We start from the raw sequence: 16,447 nt of genomic DNA, 5'->3' as shown, positions 1-16,447 counted from the left end.
AGGGGTGTAATGAATGGTAAGAGGGACATATTTATTTGGATATGCTTTCTTTTTCACAGTAGGTATTATCCATATATCAACAGGGAGTTTGACGCCATTTCTACTAGAGTCTTTTAACAAGACAACAGATGATATATCGGTCATCATTTTCTTTCAGTTTACCGGATTCTTAAGCGGAGTTTTACTCGCACCGTTAATGATTAAGAAATACAGTCATTTTAGGACACTGACTTTAGCTTTGACAATAATGCTTGCAGCGTTAAGTATCTTTTTTCTAACTAAGGATTGGTATTATATTGTTGTTATGGCTTTTCTTTTAGGATATGGAGCAGGTACATTAGAAACGACAGTTGGTTCCTTTGTTATTGCTAATTTTGAAAGTAATGCAGAGAAAATGAGTAAGTTGGAAGTCCTCTTTGGATTAGGTGCTTTATCTTTTCCATTATTCATTAATTCCTTCATCGATATCAATAACTGGTATTTACCGTATTACTGCATATTCACCTTTTTGTTCGTCCTGTTAGCAGGGTGGTTCATTTTCTTATCCAAGAACAGAAAGTACGCTAAGAACGCTAACCAGCCAGTAGCCTTGCCAGATGCAGGAGCATTTCAATACTTTATAGGAGATCGAAAAAAATCAAAGCAATTAGGCTTTTTTGTATTTTTCGCTTTCATATATGCTGGAATTGAAACAAATTTTGCCAACTTCTTACCTTCCATCATGATAAACCAAGACAATGAACAAATTAGTCTTATCAGTGTCTCCTTTTTCTGGGTAGGGATCATCATAGGAAGAATCCTGATTGGTTTAGTAAGCAGAAGGCTTGATTTTTCTAAGTACCTTCTATTTAGTTGTAGTTGTTTAATTGTTTTGTTGATCGCCTTCTCTTATATAAGCAATCCAATCCTTCAATTAGGTGGTATATTTTTGATTGGTCTAAGTATTGCGGGCATATTTCCCATTGCCTTGACACTAGCATCAAACATTATTCAGAAGTACGTTGACGAAGTTACAAGTTTATTTATTGCTTCCGCAAGTTTTGGAGGAGCGATAATCTCTTTCTTCATTGGATGGAGTTTAAATCAGGATACGATCTTATTAACCATGGGGATTTTTACAACGATGGCGTTCATTCTAGTAGGTATTTCTGTAAAGATTAGGAGAACTAAAAAAGAACCTGTTTCACATGAAAGCAAAGCTTCAAAAACACGTCGTATAAACGAAAGATACTAATAGACATTTCGTAAGTAAGAAGAGGACACAATGTCCTCTTTTTTATCATGAGAAAACAGTGTTTTAGCAAGGGCGATATAGATGAGTGATTATGGTTCTGTACCTTCCGAGATACGTTCCGGTGACACAGCAAAGGTATTTACAAATTTGTTTTATGATACATCCATACATCAAGGTATACTATCCTGTTGCCCTTTTAGAATTTTCCTCGAAATATTCTGAGGAGCATCAAAAGCTAAAAATCGACCTTTGAGATTAACCGAAGATGCATGTAAACTAAAGGAGAAATCATAAAATTAGTAGGGGTGTTATGGTGAAAAAGATTTTTAAAGGGAGTTTGCTGCGCGACAATCCCGAGAAGGCAATGCACTTATATTATGGAATATGTTTAGCTATCTGGCTGGTTTATAATGTGGTGACATCCGGCTCCCCCGGACTGCCGCTTACCATTTTAGCCGGAGGAAATTTGATTTACCTGGCAATCTTGAAAAAGAAAGAAGAAACGTGAATACAACACGCACCTCAGTGCGTTTTTTTATTTAAAAACGTTGTGAAACCCCTCTTCCATTTCTTCTTAGGACGGATACCATTTTGCCACCAAATCCCGAAACAGCCGGTCCGCAAACAGAATTTCCTCTTCAGTATACCGGTCATAAAATGACAGAAAACGCTGCTCGACTTTCTGATGATAATATTTGTGCAGCCCATGCAGTTTTTTCCCGGCCTGCGTCAAACGGAAGTAGACCTCCTTTTTATTATCGCTGAGCTGTGTCCTATGAAGAAGCCTGCACTGAGCAATTTTGTGCTGATGCGCGATACAATTGGGATTCACTCCCGTGCTCGTCATCCAGCTTCTTCAATCATTAGATAAAAAGGTTTTTATAAGTCCCTCCCATTTCTCCTGCTGATGAATAAGCTCCGCATACCATTCAATCAAAAAGATTGCGTTTCGTATGGTCTGTGTTTATCGGTTTTACCATCCTTTTTCATTGTCATATCGTTTTGTTACGGGTGAATAAATCGAATTGAGCTACACCAGGATAAGGAAAAACAAATAAACCAAAAATCAAACTATTTATTGTACAAGTGTAACAATAATGATTATAGTCGCTTACAAATTTTCTTCAACACATGTTTCCAAACAGCACAAAAAAGACGCCGTTTCAATTGACGTCTTTTTATTCACCATCAGAAATTACACCGACAATCTTTTTTTCTCTAATCGGACCAAAGTGCCGGCTGTCGAAGCTGTATATGCGATTATCTCCAACGACAAAATATTGTCCTTTCGGCACCTTGCTTGTTCCTATTACATCTTTCAACGTAAAATCACCCGTTACATGGCTTCCGGCAGAAACAGATTTCAAATGCTTTAAAAATGGTTCAGCAACCTGCTTTCCGTTCACATACAGCTGATCATCTTTATATTTGATCGATTCACCGGGCAATCCGATTACCCGCTTAATCAGCACTTTTTGATCAGGGCCTTTAAAAAGGACAATATCAAAACGATGGATGGTTTTAAATCGATGTGAGTATTTATTGACCAGCAGTTCGTTTCCTTCCTGAAAGGTCGGGTTCATACTGACGCCCTCTACCTTGTAATCAATAAAGACGGCATTTTTCACCTGAATGGCGAGAACGACGGACACTACACCGGCAAGAAACCAAAACCGTTTTTTCATGTTACTGTCTCCCTCCATCATGCTCACGCTGACTGGCTCTCACATGCAGGTACCGCTCTACCTTTTTGCCGACATACCATAGGATAATGATCACCAATGCAGCAATGACCGTTCGAATCGGCTGTGTAATCAGTGCGTGCAGATCATACCCGATGAAGCTGATCATAAAAATCATGACAAGCTTCCCCGAGGCAGCCGCCAAAATAAACGGCCGCGTTCCGATCCTCGACAAACCGGCAACAACATTCACCGCGGCTGACGGTGTAAACGGAAAACAAAGCAGAAGAAACACGGGACCAAAGCCGTGCCTCTCCACCCATAACATCAGCTTTCTGACCGAAGGGTGACTGCGGATAAAACCAAGCAATCTTCTCTGTCCGTATTGACGGACAATCAAAAACACGAGAATAGATCCAGCAGTTGATCCCGCCCAAGACAAGATAAATCCTTCCCACAGGCCAAATGAGTTGGTATTCGCCACCACAAATACGACCAGCGGCAAAAACGGCAGAAATGCTTCAACTAAAGGCAGCAGCACAGCAATGAGCGGACCGAAAGCCCTATAGCTTTGAAAGAATTCAGTTACATGTTCTTGTGTAAAATAGGATAAAAAATGCTCCAACATTTATACTCCTTACCGGGTTTGTCTATCCTTATTCTACACATTATCAGCAGAAAACTAAAAAGTTTTGGCGATTTTTTCTGTCTTGAAACATTTCACCAGCCGATATAGAATACAAATAGAACAAACGTTCCTATAAGAAAGAAGGAGTCAACATGCCGAATCTGCAGGAGGAAATATACGATTTAATTGAACGGGCTCTCTTTTTGCCCATGGCCATTACGATTTTCAATCGTGATCTTGCCGTAATTGAACAAAGCCCATTAAAATTGAAGCATCCTTATAAACAGCTTATCAGCGAATCATTAAAAATAGCACAAAAGGATTTGATGGAGGTCAGAAAAGAGCTGAGAAAAAGAAAAATTGCGATCCACGAGGCGGAACGCGATGAGGCTTTTACGCTTTATGTATTTGTGATTGATGGTTATGAAGAAAAGCACCGCTATTTTAACCCGCGCATCCGGGAGCAGGTCAGCGAATTATTAACATTCTATTTATTTGCACCGGACAGGCCATGAGTCTTTTGGATCATTCTGAACTCTCCCAATACTGCCCGCTCCCTCTTCGGGCGATTCTAACAATAAATTTCAGACAATTCACACTATACAAACAAAATAAATTTATTTATAATTCGAACCACAACCTTTCACCCCAAATAGTGACATGTGCTGCCATATCTGCGACATCATTTTCAGTTCGCTTAGGCTTGCACACCCCAATCATAAAAGAGAAGGAGGATTCTATGAAGCTGATTCACGTTCTCGCCGCTTTGCCCTTTATCGGTATCTTACTCGGCATCCCTTTTGCAAATAAAGTGACTCCCTATGTGTTCGGTATGCCGTTTATTCTTGCCTATATCGTGATGTGGGCTCTTTTGACATCTGCGATAATGGCGATTGTGTATGTCCTCGATAACGAAAATAAAAAGGAGGAAGCAGAATGAACACAGCTCTCATCATTATTTTCGGCGTCCTGCTTTTGAGTATTTTTCTCGGCATACGCGCCCAAAAAGGAAAAGACATGAACCTTGAGCAGTGGACGGTCGGAGGCCGCGGCTTCGGAACCGTATTCGTGTTCTTATTGATGGCAGGCGAAATTTATACCACATTTACGTTTCTCGGCGGAAGCGGCTGGGCCTACGGGAAAGGCGGACCGGCCTTTTACATCATCGCCTACGGATGCTTGGCTTACATTCTTTCTTATTGGCTCCTGCCGGCGGTTTGGACGTACGCGAAACAGCATAAGCTGATGTCACAGTCTGATTTTTTCACCAAAAAATATAACAGTCCGCTGCTTGGCGTGCTCGTTTCACTGGTCGGCATTGCCGCGCTCATTCCGTATCTTGTACTGCAGCTGAAAGGTCTCGGGCTGATTGTATCGGAAACATCGTACGGCAAAATCTCTCCGACTGCTGCCATCTGGATCGGCGCCATTTCGATCACGGTTTACGTTATGGTATCCGGCATTCACGGGTCTGCCTGGATATCGGTTGTGAAAGACATCATGATTTTGGTTGTCGTTCTGTTTTTAGGTGTGTATTTGCCAATTCATTACTACGGCGGATTTCAAGACATGTTTCAGCAGATTGAAACGGCAAAGCCGGGCTTTCTTACGCTTCCTGAATCGGGGCAAAGTGCGGCCTGGTTCAGTTCAACCGTGCTCTTGACAGCACTTGGGTTTTACATGTGGCCTCATACGTTTTCCGCTTCGTATTCAGCCGAAAACCCAAAAGTCTTTCGCAAGAATGCCATTATCATGCCTTTATACCAGCTGATCCTGCTCTTCGTCCTTTTCGTCGGCTTTGCGGCTATCCTGCAAGTTCCTGGTCTGAAAGGCGCAGACGGAGACCTATCGCTTTTGAGACTGTCTCTGCAAACATTTGACCCTTGGTTTGTCGGAGTTATCGGCGCCGCCGGACTGCTGACAGCGCTTGTGCCGGGATCTATGATCTTAATGTCCGCCTCCACACTGTTTGCGAAAAATGTGTACAAAGTGTTCGCACCCCGCACGACAGAACAGCAAGTATCTGTGCTTGCCAAGTTTTTAGTGCCGGTGATCGCGCTGATTTCGGTGTACTTTACCTTTAAAGGCGGGAATACCATCGTTACGCTGTTATTGATGGGCTACAGCCTTGTTACACAATTATTTCCGGCCCTGCTGTTCAGCCTGTTCAAGCATAATATGGTGACGAAGCAGGGAGCGTTCGCAGGCATCATTTCAGGTGTTGGAGCGGTTTCTTATATTACATTGACGGAAACGACGATCGGCACTTTATTTCCCGCACTGCCTCAAGCCGCAAAAGACTTAAATGTCGGCATAGTCGCCCTGCTTTTGAATATTACGGTCATGGTAGCTGTAAGCTTTGCGACAAGAAAAGCGAAAAGTGTTGCGGCTCAGGCGGCATAAAATCATAAAAAAGCAATCTGGACATCAGATTGCTTTTTCTTATTTAACGTTCGCAGGCGATATAATCTTTGTCGCGGTCTTTCTTTTTATTGGCATCATAAAGCGCCTTAGAGACATAAGGCTTATACTTCGTTTTTCCGCCTTTGTTTTTGACCTTCGACGTGCGGGCCACCCCGCCTTTGTATACTTTGTTTAACTCCTTGCAATTCTTATAGACCTTCACCTTTGTTTTGGCTTCCGCTACATGGTCAGCTCCGTATGAAAAACCGAAAACGAGACCGAATGACAGCAAAACCGCAGCCGCTTTTTTCATGACATTATACTCCTTTCATATCCAATATTTAGTTGTTTTATAGCTGGATATTATCATAAATCATACATCCTTATTTTACAAGATAAATATGGAAGAAGGGTTAGTTATTCTTGTCTTTCATCGTCAATCTGCCAAAACATGTTTTTCGCCATATGCTCAGGGGTACACATACGAATGTAAACCAAACCAAAAAGGAGCGTTGATGATGTCTGATTCAAACCTTACGAATCCTGTAACAGCATGTTTTCATGATGAATTTCCCGAACAACATCAAGAACCGCCAGGCCTGCAAAAGAATATGAAGCCTGTCCCTGATTGCGGAGAAAAAAGCTACAAAGGATCAGATAAATTAATCGGCCGTAAAGCGCTTGTCACAGGCGGCGATTCCGGTATTGGCCGCGCTGCCGCGATTGCTTACGCCAGGGAAGGCGCCGACGTGGCTATTAACTACTTGCCTGAGGAGCAGCCTGATGCTGAAGAGGTGAAAGAACTGATAGAAGCAGAAGGGCGAAAAGCAGTGCTGCTCCCCGGAGACTTGAGCGACGAATCCTTTTGCCAAGATCTAGTCAAACAGGCGCATCAGGAACTCGGCGGACTTGATGTGTTAGCGCTGGTTGCAGGTAAACAGCAAGCGGTCGAAAACATCGAAGACCTGCCGACTGAACAAATCTATAAAACATTTGAAGTGAACGTCTTTTCCCTTTACTGGGTTGTAAAAGCGGCACTTCCGTATTTGCCGGAGGGCGCCTCAATCATCACTACTACCTCAGTTGAAGGCTATAATCCAAGTCCGATGCTGTTGGATTACGCAGCGACGAAAAACGCCATTATCGGCTTTACCGTAGGACTGGGAAAACAGCTAGCTTCCAAAGGCATCAGAGTGAATTCAGTTGCACCTGGGCCAATTTGGACACCACTGCAAATTTCCGGTGGACAGCCGACGGAAAACATCCCGAAATTCGGCCAAGGCACCCCGCCCGCTCCATTAAACCGCGCTGGGCAGCCAGTAGAATTGGCAGATGTTTATGTATTCTTAGCTTCAGAGAATTCAAGCTATGTGACATCTCAGGTATATGGCATCACCGGCGGAATTCCGACGGCCTAAAGCAGGAGAAGGAGCTGCCCTGTTTGGTCAGCTCCTTTCTCTTTCTAATACCGCTCCCCGAGCTCACGCAAAATAAAATCATAAATCATCTTCGTACGCTCTTCCTTCGGATACAGCATAAATTCTTGCCGTTTCGGCACGCGGTGTTCGATTCTATCTTGGAATTTAGTTCTTAGCCATGCTGTCCGGTATACCTGGTTCTCGAACGAATTATAGGAGATCGGCAACTCCATCGTTTTCCCATTCGAAAACGTCACTTCCGTATCGTCGAATTCAGTCGGTTTGAATTCTTTCACATGCACATGGGAAATCCAGCCGCATTGGGGTCTTGTCGAAGAAAGTGTAGGGAATAAAAAGATTTGATTCGAAGGGTCCACCATGATCGGCGGTTTGTGTGAAATTTTTGTTACTTCATAAGTTCCAGCTTTTCTTCCCGCATAGCTTGATCCGAAAAACCGGCAGCTTCTGTCGACAATTTGCAGCGGTTTCATGCTGACGTAAAACTCGCAGTCTTTTTCAATAATTTTGGAACAAAATTTGCCGTTGATTTCTTCAGGCAGCACGGCAATTGTTGCGCTGTTCACTTCATACGATTCTAATGGTGCGTCTGTTTTCTGACTCATGTTATGGCCTCCATCCTTTTTCTGCAAAATTTATACTAATAATCTATCATCTGTTTTTATAAAACGACAGTTTTTTTTAATAAATAAGTTAAAATCATCTTTTAATGATATTTATCGGTACTAAATTACTAGTAATAACCAGGTTTTACACTCGTATAATCTTCCGGTTGACGGCATTTTGCAGGATATGTCGATAGATTGCCAAGCATTAGTTGTCTAAAAATTATAAAAATTAATTGATTTTTTCGACCGTTATCCATATACTATAAAAAAGGCATTGGGGGGATTCTTTATGAAAGAGAAAAAATCTTACACTGAGCTCATGAAGTCCCGCAACACGCAAAAAACAAAAGAATTTGATGTCACAATGACGGATGTCTACATTCAAATGGTGCTCGATGAATCCTTGTATAAGCGTCGGCTGGCCATGCTGACGGACCAAATCAACAAAGCCTTGGACGAAAAAGATAAAGCTGCGTTTCTTACGCTCTCTAAAGAATATGCAACGCTCAAACAGAGCGAATAAGCCAATCCTCAAGGATTGGCTTTTTATTACCCATTCACAATTGTTCCGCCATTGACGTGAATCGTCTGTCCTGTGACATAAGTAGAATCGTCACTGGCAAGGTATAAATAGCTTGGCGCCACTTCTACCGGCTGTCCCGGGCGTTCCATCGGCACGTCTGAACCAAACACTTCCACATCCTCTGCCGCAAAGCTGGCCGGGATAAGCGGTGTCCAAATGGGGCCTGGCGCTACTGCATTAACCCGTATGCCCTGCTGAACAAGCGACTGGGAAAGCGACCTTGTAAACGTAACGATCGCGCCTTTTGTTGCTGAATAATCGATCAGCGTTTTATGGCCTTTATAGGCGGTAATTGATGCAGTATTAATGATAGAGCTTCCCTTTTTTAAATGAGGCAGCACAGCCTTTGTTAAGTAAAACATGGAGAAAATGTTCGTTTGGAAGGTTCTGATCAGCTGGTGGCTTGTAATTTTTTCAATGCTGGGCTGGACATGCTGCTCAGCTGCATTGTTGACCAATATATCAATCGACGGAAACGCTTGGCTTGCCTGCATGACCACATCGTTGCAAAACGCTTCATCTCCGATATCTCCTGCAATCAGCAGGCATTTTACTCCTTCCTTTTCTACATACTGCTTAGTCTCCTCAGCGTCCTGATGCTCATTCAAATACACAATGACCACATTAGCCCCTTCTTTTGCGAATAACACCGATACAGCGCGTCCGATTCCGCTGTCTCCTCCAGTAATGATAGCGGTTTTGCCCTCTAATTTTTTCGCTATCTTCGGCTTATCAAAAACCGGACGGGGATCCATAAGATATTCAAAACCTGGCTGCTGGTTCTGATGCTGAGGCGGCAATGTTTTCTTTTTTTGATTCGCCAATGAAATCACTCCTTTTCAACCCTATTATGTTATGAACAATCCCTGCCTCCTATGTATGAAAAGAAAAAATATGGAAAAATTAAAGAATAAATCTGATTGGAGGTATCATGGCTTGGCTAATCCATATTTTGCAAAGGAAGCACCTGAAACATACTGGAAAACATCAACTGACCTGCCTTCTTTTCCGGCGCTTCAAGAGGATACTGAATGTGACGTCACCATTATCGGAGGCGGGATTACGGGAATCACAACGGCGTATGAACTCACGAAAAGAGGCTTCCGTGTCGTATTGATTGAAGCAAATCAGGTTCTCAACGGCACCACTGCCCATACAACAGCTAAAATAACCGCCCAGCATGACATGATATACGATGAATTTATCCGCAATTTTGGTTTGAATCACGCGAGGCTTTATTATGAAGCCAATCAAAACGCAATTGATTACATAAAAGGAATTGTGGATGAGCATCAAATTGATTGTGAATGGATCGAACAAGACGCTTATCTATACACAGCAAAAGAAAACGCTGTACAAAAAATCCGCACTGAACATGAGGCATACACAAAGCTTGGCATTGAAAGAGACCTTATCAAGGATCTTGCGATTCCCGTAGGTTCTAAGCTGGCGCTTGTCATGAAAAATCAAGCCCAATTTCATCCGCTGCAATACTTAAAGGCGCTTCTGGAGCAGATTGTTCAAAAAGGCGGACGGATTTATGAAGAGACCGTTGCGCTTGATATCAAAAAAGGAGAAAGGCCAGAAGTGGTAACAAAAAGCCGGCACGCCATTAAGAGCCGCTTTATCATATGCTGCTCCCACTTCCCTTTTTACGACGGAGGCGGATTATATGCTACGAGAATGTACTCTGACAGATCTTATGTCCTCGCCATCAAGCCGAAGATCGAATATCCCGAGGGCATGTATTTAAGTATCGATCAGCCTTCAGTGGCGCTCCGCTATACGGTTGTAAACGGTGAAAAGCTGATTCTCTTCAGCGGAGTAAGCCATAAAACAGGCCAGGGAGAAGATATGTCTACACATTATGAAACACTGAGACAGCTGGCCGAAAGCACCATCGGCATCGAAAGCATCCCATATTACTGGTCCACCCAGGATCTCGTCACAATCGACAAAATCCCATTTATCGGGCCGATGTCGGAAAATGAGGACAATATTCTAGTAGCGACCGGGTTCAAAAAATGGGGCATGACGTCATCAGGGGTTGCCGCCACACTATTGTCAGACCTTGTAGAGAGAAAAGATAATCCATACGAAAGCATATTTACGCCGTCCCGTTTCCATTTGAACCCAGGACTGCAGAAAGTGATTTCTTACAATGCCGATGTCGCCAAACATTTTATTAAAGGAAAACTTGAAAAGCCTGACTTTCAGTTTGAAGACATTGCGCCGGGAGAAGGGAAAGCAGTCACCGTAAACGGCAAACGCGCGGGGGCTTTTCGGGATGAAAAAGGCTGTCTCCATCTCGTCGATACGACGTGCACCCATTTAGGCTGTGAGGTCGAGTGGAACGACGGCGAGCATACGTGGGATTGTCCGTGCCACGGATCACGGTTTAAGCCAACCGGCGAAGTTGTGGAGGGACCGGCCATCAAACCATTAAAACAAATAGACCTCGATTAAACCGTTCATTTTAATGAACGGTTTTTTGATTATTTTTCATCTGCATCTTCATTCATGCTTCTCTTGGCCGATAAAAAAGAAAAAGGCTTAAAAAGCCAAAAAATGAAAATTATATTTTTCCCAAGGGGGATCATTGTATTGTTATTTAAAAAAGATAGAAAACAAGAAACAGCTTACTTTTCTGATTCAAACGGACAACAAAAAAACCGTATTCAGCTCACAAACCAATATGCAGATGTCAAAAAACAGCTCAAAATGGTCAGACTAGGAGATGCCGAGCTTTACGTTTTAGAGCAGCTTCAGCCATTAATCCAAGAAAATATCGTATACATCGTCGATGCGTTTTATAAAAACCTTGACCACGAAAGTTCATTGATGGATATTATTCATGACCATAGCTCAGTTGACCGCTTAAAACAAACGTTAAAACGGCATATTCAGGAAATGTTTGCAGGCGTTATCGATGACGAATTCATTGAAAAGCGAAACAGGATCGCCTCCATTCATTTAAGAATCGGCCTTCTGCCAAAATGGTATATGGGCGCGTTTCAAGAATTGCTACTGTCAATGATTCATATTTATGAAACATCTATTACAAATCACCAAGAACTGCTGAAAGCCATCAAAGCGACAACTAAAATCTTGAACCTAGAACAACAGCTGGTCCTTGAAGCGTTTCAAAGCGAGTACAACCAGACCCGTGATGAACAAGAGGAAAAGAAAAACCTTCTTCATCAGAAAATTCAAGAAACCTCTGGATCGATTGCCAATCTATTTTCAGAAACGAGCAGATCTGTTCAAGAGCTTGTGGACAAATCTGAAGGCATTTCCGAAGCATCCAAAGCCGGCACAGTGACATCCAGCACTGTTGAAGAAAAGTCGATCGGCGGGAAAAAGGAGCTTGAAATTCAGCAAAAACAGATGAATAAAATTGACACAAGCCTTGTCCAAATCGAAAAAGAAATGGTCAAGTTGGATGAAATCGCACAGCAAATTGAAAAAATCTTCGGCATCGTCACAGGCATTGCTGAACAAACAAACCTTCTCTCGCTCAATGCTTCGATTGAATCTGCCCGTGCCGGCGAACACGGGAAGGGCTTCGCCGTAGTGGCAAATGAAGTACGGAAGCTTTCTGAAGACACGAAAAAAACCGTCTCTACCGTGTCTGAGCTTGTGAACAATACGAATACACAAATCAACATCGTATCCAAGCATATCAAAGACGTGAATGGGCTAGTCAGCGAAAGTAAAGAAAAAATGACGCAAATTAACCGCTTATTCGATGAAATTGTCCACAGCATGAAAGTCAGCAAAGAGCAATCAGGCATAATCGACGTTGATTTGCAGGCCTTCCTCGGAGGGCTTCAGGAAGTCAGCCGCGCTGTTTCTCATGTGGCCGCATCTGTTGATTCACTTGTCATCCTGACAGAAGAATAAATATTAAAAGCCGGTCTGCCAAGCAGCCGGTTTTTTCACGCCATTATGTTAACTTAAATTAAAAATAAGTTGACATAATAAAAGACTGGATTTATTGTATAACCATATTTTATTACTGTTTGGAGGATTTCACATGCTGAGATTAATAGACATGATGCATATTGCCATTTTCACCGCGCTGATGGCCGTGTTGGGTTTTATGCCCCCTCTCTTCTTATCCTTTACACCCGTTCCGATTACATTACAAACGCTTGGTGTCATGCTGGCAGGCAGCATCCTCAGGCCTAAGTCTGCTTTCTTAAGCCAGCTTGTCTTTTTGCTGCTCGTCGCCTTTGGAGCGCCGCTTTTGCCAGGAGGACGAGGCGGGATTGGCGTTTTTTTCGGACCGAGCGCTGGCTTTTTAATCGCTTATCCCCTCGCCTCATGGATGATCAGTTTAGCCGCTTCCAGACTGCGAAAGGTGTCTGTATTGCGTCTCTTTTTCACTCATATCATATTCGGCATCATCTTAATTTATCTGCTCGGTATACCCGTACAAGCTTTTATGATGCATATTGATTTGTCACAGGCCGCGTTCATGAGCCTTGCGTATGTGCCTGGTGATTTGTTAAAAGCGGCTGTATCTGCGTTTCTGGCGATAAAAGTCACCCAAGCCTTGTCGCTTTCGGATACGATGTTTACGAAAGGAGGCTGACACTTCATGACCATTACTCTTACCTATTCATCTATTGCGGAAAAATCGCCCGGCCGTGTGGCGATCCAAACTGAATCGGAGCAAATTACGTACCGGGATTGGGCTCGTCTTGTCTCTCAGACCGCACATTGGCTGCGGTCGCAGCCGAGCATGCCGAAGCGTGTGGCAATCCTGCTCCCGAACAGCCTGGCGTTTTTGCAGCTGTTTGCCGGAGCTGCAGCAGCGGGGTGCACAGCTGTTCCCATCGACACACGCTGGAGTGCAGATGAATGCAAGGAGCGTCTCTTCACAAGCGATGCGGATCTTGTGATTACTTCAGCCTTTTTCAAAAACAAACTGACAGATAGTAGGACACCTGTTGTATTGTTGGATCACTGTATGTCAGATATTTCTGAAGCATCCGCCGCTCCCTTGCCTACCATTAATTCGGAGCACCCTTTTTATATGGGGTTTACGTCAGGCTCGACAGGAAAACCGAAGGCCTTCACACGATCTCACCGCTCTTGGATGGAGAGCTTTACCTGTACGGAAACAGATTTTTCAATTTCATCAGATGATAAGGTTCTGATTCCCGGGGCATTAATGTCCTCTCACTTCCTATATGGGGCTGTCAGCACCTTGTTTCTCGGAGGGACCGTTTGTCTGTTGAAAAAGTTTTCACCTGTTCAAACGAAGGAATGGCTGAGCCATGAATCTGTCAGCGTTCTTTATACCGTACCTACGATGACAGACGCCCTCACCCGTGTAAAAGCCTTTCCCGACAATCCTGTCAAAATCATTTCATCGGGTGCAGACTGGCCGGCAGAATCTAAACAGAAGCTCGCCGCTACATGGCCTCACCTCCAGCTATACGATTTTTACGGCACGTCAGAGCTTAGCTTTGTGACATATTCCACTCCGGAAGACAGCAAACGAAAGCCGCATTCAGCCGGCCGCCCGTTTCACAACGTCCAGATTGAAATCCGTAATGCTGCCGGGGAACGCTATCAGCCTGGGGAAATTGGAAAAATATTTGTCAAAAGCCCAATGAGGTTTTCCGGCTATGTCAACGGCAGCGTACCAGATGAATCAGGGTGGATAACAGTGGATGATATGGGCTGTGTCGATGAGGATGGCTTCTTATACCTATCAGGAAGAGAAAACGGAATGATCGTATACGGAGGATTAAATATTTTCCCAGAAGAGGTTGAACGTGTGCTTCTCTCCTGTCCAGAGATTGAAAACGCGGCTGTCGTCGGAATCCCAAACGAGTATTGGGGAGAAATTGCTGTAGCTGTCATTCACGGAAACACTGATGCCAGAAAGCTGAAAGCCTGGTGCAAACAGAAACTGGCAGCCTACAAAATCCCGAAAAAATGGGTATTTACTGACTCCTTGCCAGAAACGAGCAGCGGAAAAATTGCCCGTTCGAGTGTGAGGAAATGGCTAGAAGAAGGTGAAGTATAACTTGAATGCGGTTATTGTTGATGCAAAGCGAACGATCTTTGGAAAACAAAATGGGCTGCTGAAGCCCTTTCTGCCGGAGGATTTGGCGGCTTCCATCATAAGCTGTCTCACCCGAAAGCTAGGGAATCAAATTGATGAGGTGATTCTCGGAAACGCGACCGGCAGAGGCGGCAACCTCGCCAGGCTGTCAGCTCTGCAAGCCGGACTGCCTTTAACGGTTCCCGGAATGACAATTGACAGACAGTGCGGCTCCGGCCTTGAAGCTGTGCGCTATGCCTGCAGTCTCATTCAAGCCGGAGCCGGCACGATGTACATAGCGGGCGGCTCAGAAAGCAGCAGCCGATCGCCTTTTTCAGAACGCGCCCGTTTTTCTCCAGATGTGATAGGTGATCCCGACATGGGCATCGCAGCCGAATATACGGCTGCACGCTATTCCATCAGCAGAAGCATGCAGGATGAATACGCGCTTCTCAGCCATCAACGCAGCAGAAACGCGCATGATAGTGGATTTTACCGTGAAGAAATTGTTCCCCTCGGAGAATTGGTGATGGACGAAGCATTTTTGAAAAAGCGGCCGATAGAAGCGATTATTTCCCGTGCAAAGCCGGTTTTCGACACCAGTTCCGGAACGGTTACAGCAGCCAACAGCAGCGGCATATCAGACGGAGCGGCCGCTCTCCTGGTATTAGAAGAGAAAAAAGCGGCATCTCTCGGCTATAAGCCAGTGCTCCGGTTTATCGGCAGCGCTGTCAGCGGGATTCATCCGAACTATCCGCCCGCGGCACCGGTTGATGCGATCCGTAAGCTCTTAGCCGCACATGATGTAACACCTGATGATATCGGCTTATTTGAGATCAATGAAGCCTTTGCCATCAAAATTTGTGTCTGCTCGCAAGAACTTGGCATCCCCTTTTCAAAAATCAATGTGCGCGGCGGCGCATTAACTCTAGGCCATCCGTACGGCGCATCGGGTGCAGCTCTGGTAACCAGATTGTTTTATGAAGCGCAAAGACGGACAGACTGTCAATATGCCGTTGCGGCCATCGGAAGCGGCGGCGGAATCGGACTGGCTTTATTATTTGAAGTTCTTGCATAGGCTTTTTCATAGGATGCGTGCTGTTGATTTAGTATAATAGCGATATGACCAAAGTCAGGAAGGGGATTTTATGACAGCCGTTTGCTTAGTAAGACATGGAGAAACCGATTGGAATCTGCAGCAAAAATGCCAAGGCAAAACCGATATCCCGCTGAACGCCACAGGTGAACGCCAAGCAAGAGAAACCGGAGAATATGTAAAGGATTTCTCTTGGGATATTATTGTGACGAGCCCGCTGAAAAGAGCGAAAAGAACCGCGGAAATCATAAATGAATATCTGCATCTTCCCATTGTCGAGATGGATGATTTCAGGGAACGCGATTATGGCGATGCGGAGGGCATGCTGCTGGAAGAACGGACAAAGCGCTACCCGGATAAAAACTATCCGAATATGGAAACGCTGGAAGAACTCACTGACAGGCTGATGGGCGGTTTGGTAAAAGTGAATCAGGCGTATCCAAACAAAAAGGTGCTGATCGTCGCTCACGGCGCAGCGATTCACGCACTGTTGACGGAAATTTCCGGGGGTGACCCAGAGCTGCAAAGCACGCGCCTCGTCAACGCCTGCCTCAGCAACATTGAATTCGCAGAAGAGAAATGGCGGATTAAAGACTATAATATCAATAGCCACTTATCCGGCTTTATCAAATAAGAAAAAGACAGGCGTTTGGTCTTACCCCTGTCAAGTAGACAGCCACAAAAAGCCTAAGCAACCAGTGTGTTACGGTATTCTA

Annotated in this window: 18 protein-coding genes and 2 pseudogenes; 14 read left to right on the top strand and 6 right to left on the bottom strand. The window is 44.2% G+C overall.

Features of this window, described 5'->3' with window-relative positions:
- Nucleotides 1–13: 13 nt before the first annotated feature.
- Together MOF34_RS03660 and MOF34_RS03655 are read left to right on the top strand one after the other, a co-directional pair.
- Nucleotides 14–1,234 carry an MFS transporter gene (locus MOF34_RS03660; protein ID WP_268398552.1) on the top strand — a complete coding sequence of 407 codons (1,221 nt, stop codon included), beginning with the start codon at nt 14–16 and terminating at the stop codon, nt 1,232–1,234.
- Nucleotides 1,235–1,544: 310 nt separating this feature from the next.
- Nucleotides 1,545–1,742, top strand: a complete 198-nt coding sequence (locus tag MOF34_RS03655; protein ID WP_019713877.1) for a hypothetical protein — start codon at nt 1,545–1,547, stop codon at nt 1,740–1,742.
- 66 nt (nt 1,743–1,808) lie between these two features.
- On the opposite strand, the pseudogene MOF34_RS03650 reads toward MOF34_RS03655, so the two are convergent.
- From MOF34_RS03650 to MOF34_RS03640, 3 genes and pseudogenes are all read right to left on the bottom strand, one after another.
- Nucleotides 1,809–2,202 (bottom strand): annotated as a pseudogene (locus tag MOF34_RS03650) (MarR family transcriptional regulator).
- Between the two features lie 210 nt (nt 2,203–2,412).
- Complete coding sequence (lepB, locus tag MOF34_RS03645; protein ID WP_268398551.1) at nt 2,413–2,919, bottom strand: signal peptidase I; 507 nt, start codon at nt 2,917–2,919, stop codon at nt 2,413–2,415.
- A 1-nt stretch (nt 2,920) separates the two neighbouring features.
- Nucleotides 2,921–3,544 (bottom strand): TVP38/TMEM64 family protein, encoded by a 624-nt coding sequence (locus tag MOF34_RS03640; RefSeq protein WP_032728123.1) that lies wholly within the window; start codon nt 3,542–3,544, stop codon nt 2,921–2,923.
- A gap of 152 nt (nt 3,545–3,696) precedes the next feature.
- Between MOF34_RS03640 and MOF34_RS03635 the strand changes: the two genes are divergently transcribed.
- The 3 genes from MOF34_RS03635 (at nt 3,697) to MOF34_RS03625 (ending at nt 5,947) form a co-directional block, all read left to right on the top strand.
- Nucleotides 3,697–4,059, top strand: coding sequence for a hypothetical protein (locus MOF34_RS03635; RefSeq protein WP_268398550.1), 363 nt, complete (start codon nt 3,697–3,699; stop codon nt 4,057–4,059).
- A 224-nt stretch (nt 4,060–4,283) separates the two neighbouring features.
- On the top strand, nt 4,284–4,484 hold the full coding sequence (locus tag MOF34_RS03630) for a DUF3311 domain-containing protein (protein WP_019713873.1): 201 nt from the start codon (nt 4,284–4,286) through the stop codon (nt 4,482–4,484).
- Nucleotides 4,481–5,947, top strand: a complete 1,467-nt coding sequence (locus MOF34_RS03625) for a sodium:solute symporter family protein (RefSeq protein ID WP_268398549.1) — start codon at nt 4,481–4,483, stop codon at nt 5,945–5,947. The genes MOF34_RS03630 and MOF34_RS03625 overlap by 4 nt, the downstream gene beginning before the upstream one ends.
- Nucleotides 5,948–5,990: 43 nt before the next feature.
- On the opposite strand, the gene MOF34_RS03620 is transcribed toward MOF34_RS03625, so the two are convergent.
- A complete protein-coding gene (locus MOF34_RS03620) occupies nt 5,991–6,260 on the bottom strand; it encodes an excalibur calcium-binding domain-containing protein (protein ID WP_268398547.1) in 270 nt (89 codons plus the stop codon).
- A gap of 205 nt (nt 6,261–6,465) precedes the next feature.
- On the opposite strand from MOF34_RS03620, the gene MOF34_RS03615 reads away from it, so the two are divergent.
- Complete coding sequence (locus MOF34_RS03615; protein ID WP_268398545.1) at nt 6,466–7,365, top strand: SDR family oxidoreductase; 900 nt, start codon at nt 6,466–6,468, stop codon at nt 7,363–7,365.
- A gap of 44 nt (nt 7,366–7,409) precedes the next feature.
- Here the strand turns inward: MOF34_RS03615 and comK are convergent, their stop codons facing one another.
- Entirely contained in the window at nt 7,410–7,988 is a 579-nt protein-coding gene (gene comK / locus MOF34_RS03610) for a competence transcription factor ComK (RefSeq protein ID WP_019713869.1), read from the bottom strand.
- Nucleotides 7,989–8,280: 292 nt separating this feature from the next.
- Between comK and MOF34_RS03605 the strand changes: the two genes are divergently transcribed.
- Nucleotides 8,281–8,514, top strand: coding sequence for an IDEAL domain-containing protein (locus MOF34_RS03605; protein ID WP_019713868.1), 234 nt, complete (start codon nt 8,281–8,283; stop codon nt 8,512–8,514).
- Between the two features lie 26 nt (nt 8,515–8,540).
- Here MOF34_RS03605 and MOF34_RS03600 read toward each other — a convergent pair whose 3' ends face one another.
- On the bottom strand, nt 8,541–9,398 hold the full coding sequence (locus MOF34_RS03600) for an SDR family oxidoreductase (RefSeq protein ID WP_019713867.1): 858 nt from the start codon (nt 9,396–9,398) through the stop codon (nt 8,541–8,543).
- A gap of 112 nt (nt 9,399–9,510) precedes the next feature.
- Here MOF34_RS03600 and MOF34_RS03595 point away from each other — a divergent pair, with 112 nt between their 5' ends.
- The 7 genes and pseudogenes from MOF34_RS03595 (at nt 9,511) to phoE (ending at nt 16,365) form a co-directional block, all read left to right on the top strand.
- Entirely contained in the window at nt 9,511–11,040 is a 1,530-nt protein-coding gene (locus tag MOF34_RS03595; RefSeq protein ID WP_268398542.1) for an FAD-dependent oxidoreductase, read from the top strand.
- A gap of 54 nt (nt 11,041–11,094) precedes the next feature.
- Nucleotides 11,095–11,721: pseudogene (locus MOF34_RS20945) on the top strand (protoglobin domain-containing protein); the annotation flags it as partial.
- 240 nt (nt 11,722–11,961) lie between these two features.
- On the top strand, nt 11,962–12,477 hold the full coding sequence (locus MOF34_RS20940) for a methyl-accepting chemotaxis protein (RefSeq protein WP_419901023.1): 516 nt from the start codon (nt 11,962–11,964) through the stop codon (nt 12,475–12,477).
- Between the two features lie 133 nt (nt 12,478–12,610).
- On the top strand, nt 12,611–13,171 hold the full coding sequence (locus MOF34_RS03585) for a biotin transporter BioY (RefSeq protein ID WP_268398540.1): 561 nt from the start codon (nt 12,611–12,613) through the stop codon (nt 13,169–13,171).
- Between the two features lie 6 nt (nt 13,172–13,177).
- Nucleotides 13,178–14,617, top strand: a complete 1,440-nt coding sequence (locus MOF34_RS03580; RefSeq protein ID WP_268398539.1) for an acyl-CoA synthetase — start codon at nt 13,178–13,180, stop codon at nt 14,615–14,617.
- A 1-nt stretch (nt 14,618) separates the two neighbouring features.
- On the top strand, nt 14,619–15,713 hold the full coding sequence (locus tag MOF34_RS03575) for an acetyl-CoA C-acyltransferase (protein WP_268398537.1): 1,095 nt from the start codon (nt 14,619–14,621) through the stop codon (nt 15,711–15,713).
- A gap of 70 nt (nt 15,714–15,783) precedes the next feature.
- Nucleotides 15,784–16,365, top strand: coding sequence for a phosphatase PhoE (gene phoE / locus MOF34_RS03570; protein WP_019713861.1), 582 nt, complete (start codon nt 15,784–15,786; stop codon nt 16,363–16,365).
- Nucleotides 16,366–16,447 lie beyond the last annotated feature (82 nt).

This window comes from Bacillus sp. T17B1 (genome assembly GCF_026796395.1).
Lineage (GTDB): Bacteria > Bacillota > Bacilli > Bacillales > Bacillaceae > Bacillus > Bacillus spizizenii_A.
This window is presented reverse-complemented; position numbering and strand designations above follow the sequence as displayed.

What these genes read in the sequence shown, in the direction of transcription:
- MOF34_RS20940 (WP_419901023.1), top strand. Translation starts at nt 11,962, where the DNA reads ATGAATAAAATTGACACAAGCCTTGTCCAAATCGAAAAAGAAATGGTC.
- MOF34_RS03630 (WP_019713873.1), top strand. Translation starts at nt 4,284, where the DNA reads ATGAAGCTGATTCACGTTCTCGCCGCTTTGCCCTTTATCGGTATCTTA.
- MOF34_RS03620 (WP_268398547.1), bottom strand. Translation starts at nt 6,260, where the DNA reads ATGAAAAAAGCGGCTGCGGTTTTGCTGTCATTCGGTCTCGTTTTCGGT.
- MOF34_RS03615 (WP_268398545.1), top strand. Translation starts at nt 6,466, where the DNA reads ATGTCTGATTCAAACCTTACGAATCCTGTAACAGCATGTTTTCATGAT.
- phoE (WP_019713861.1), top strand. Translation starts at nt 15,784, where the DNA reads ATGACAGCCGTTTGCTTAGTAAGACATGGAGAAACCGATTGGAATCTG.
- MOF34_RS03635 (WP_268398550.1), top strand. Translation starts at nt 3,697, where the DNA reads ATGCCGAATCTGCAGGAGGAAATATACGATTTAATTGAACGGGCTCTC.
- MOF34_RS03625 (WP_268398549.1), top strand. Translation starts at nt 4,481, where the DNA reads ATGAACACAGCTCTCATCATTATTTTCGGCGTCCTGCTTTTGAGTATT.
- MOF34_RS03640 (WP_032728123.1), bottom strand. Translation starts at nt 3,544, where the DNA reads ATGTTGGAGCATTTTTTATCCTATTTTACACAAGAACATGTAACTGAA.
- comK (WP_019713869.1), bottom strand. Translation starts at nt 7,988, where the DNA reads ATGAGTCAGAAAACAGACGCACCATTAGAATCGTATGAAGTGAACAGC.
- MOF34_RS03580 (WP_268398539.1), top strand. Translation starts at nt 13,178, where the DNA reads ATGACCATTACTCTTACCTATTCATCTATTGCGGAAAAATCGCCCGGC.
- MOF34_RS03655 (WP_019713877.1), top strand. Translation starts at nt 1,545, where the DNA reads ATGGTGAAAAAGATTTTTAAAGGGAGTTTGCTGCGCGACAATCCCGAG.
- MOF34_RS03660 (WP_268398552.1), top strand. Translation starts at nt 14, where the DNA reads ATGGTAAGAGGGACATATTTATTTGGATATGCTTTCTTTTTCACAGTA.
- MOF34_RS03605 (WP_019713868.1), top strand. Translation starts at nt 8,281, where the DNA reads ATGAAAGAGAAAAAATCTTACACTGAGCTCATGAAGTCCCGCAACACG.
- MOF34_RS03585 (WP_268398540.1), top strand. Translation starts at nt 12,611, where the DNA reads ATGCTGAGATTAATAGACATGATGCATATTGCCATTTTCACCGCGCTG.
- lepB (WP_268398551.1), bottom strand. Translation starts at nt 2,919, where the DNA reads ATGAAAAAACGGTTTTGGTTTCTTGCCGGTGTAGTGTCCGTCGTTCTC.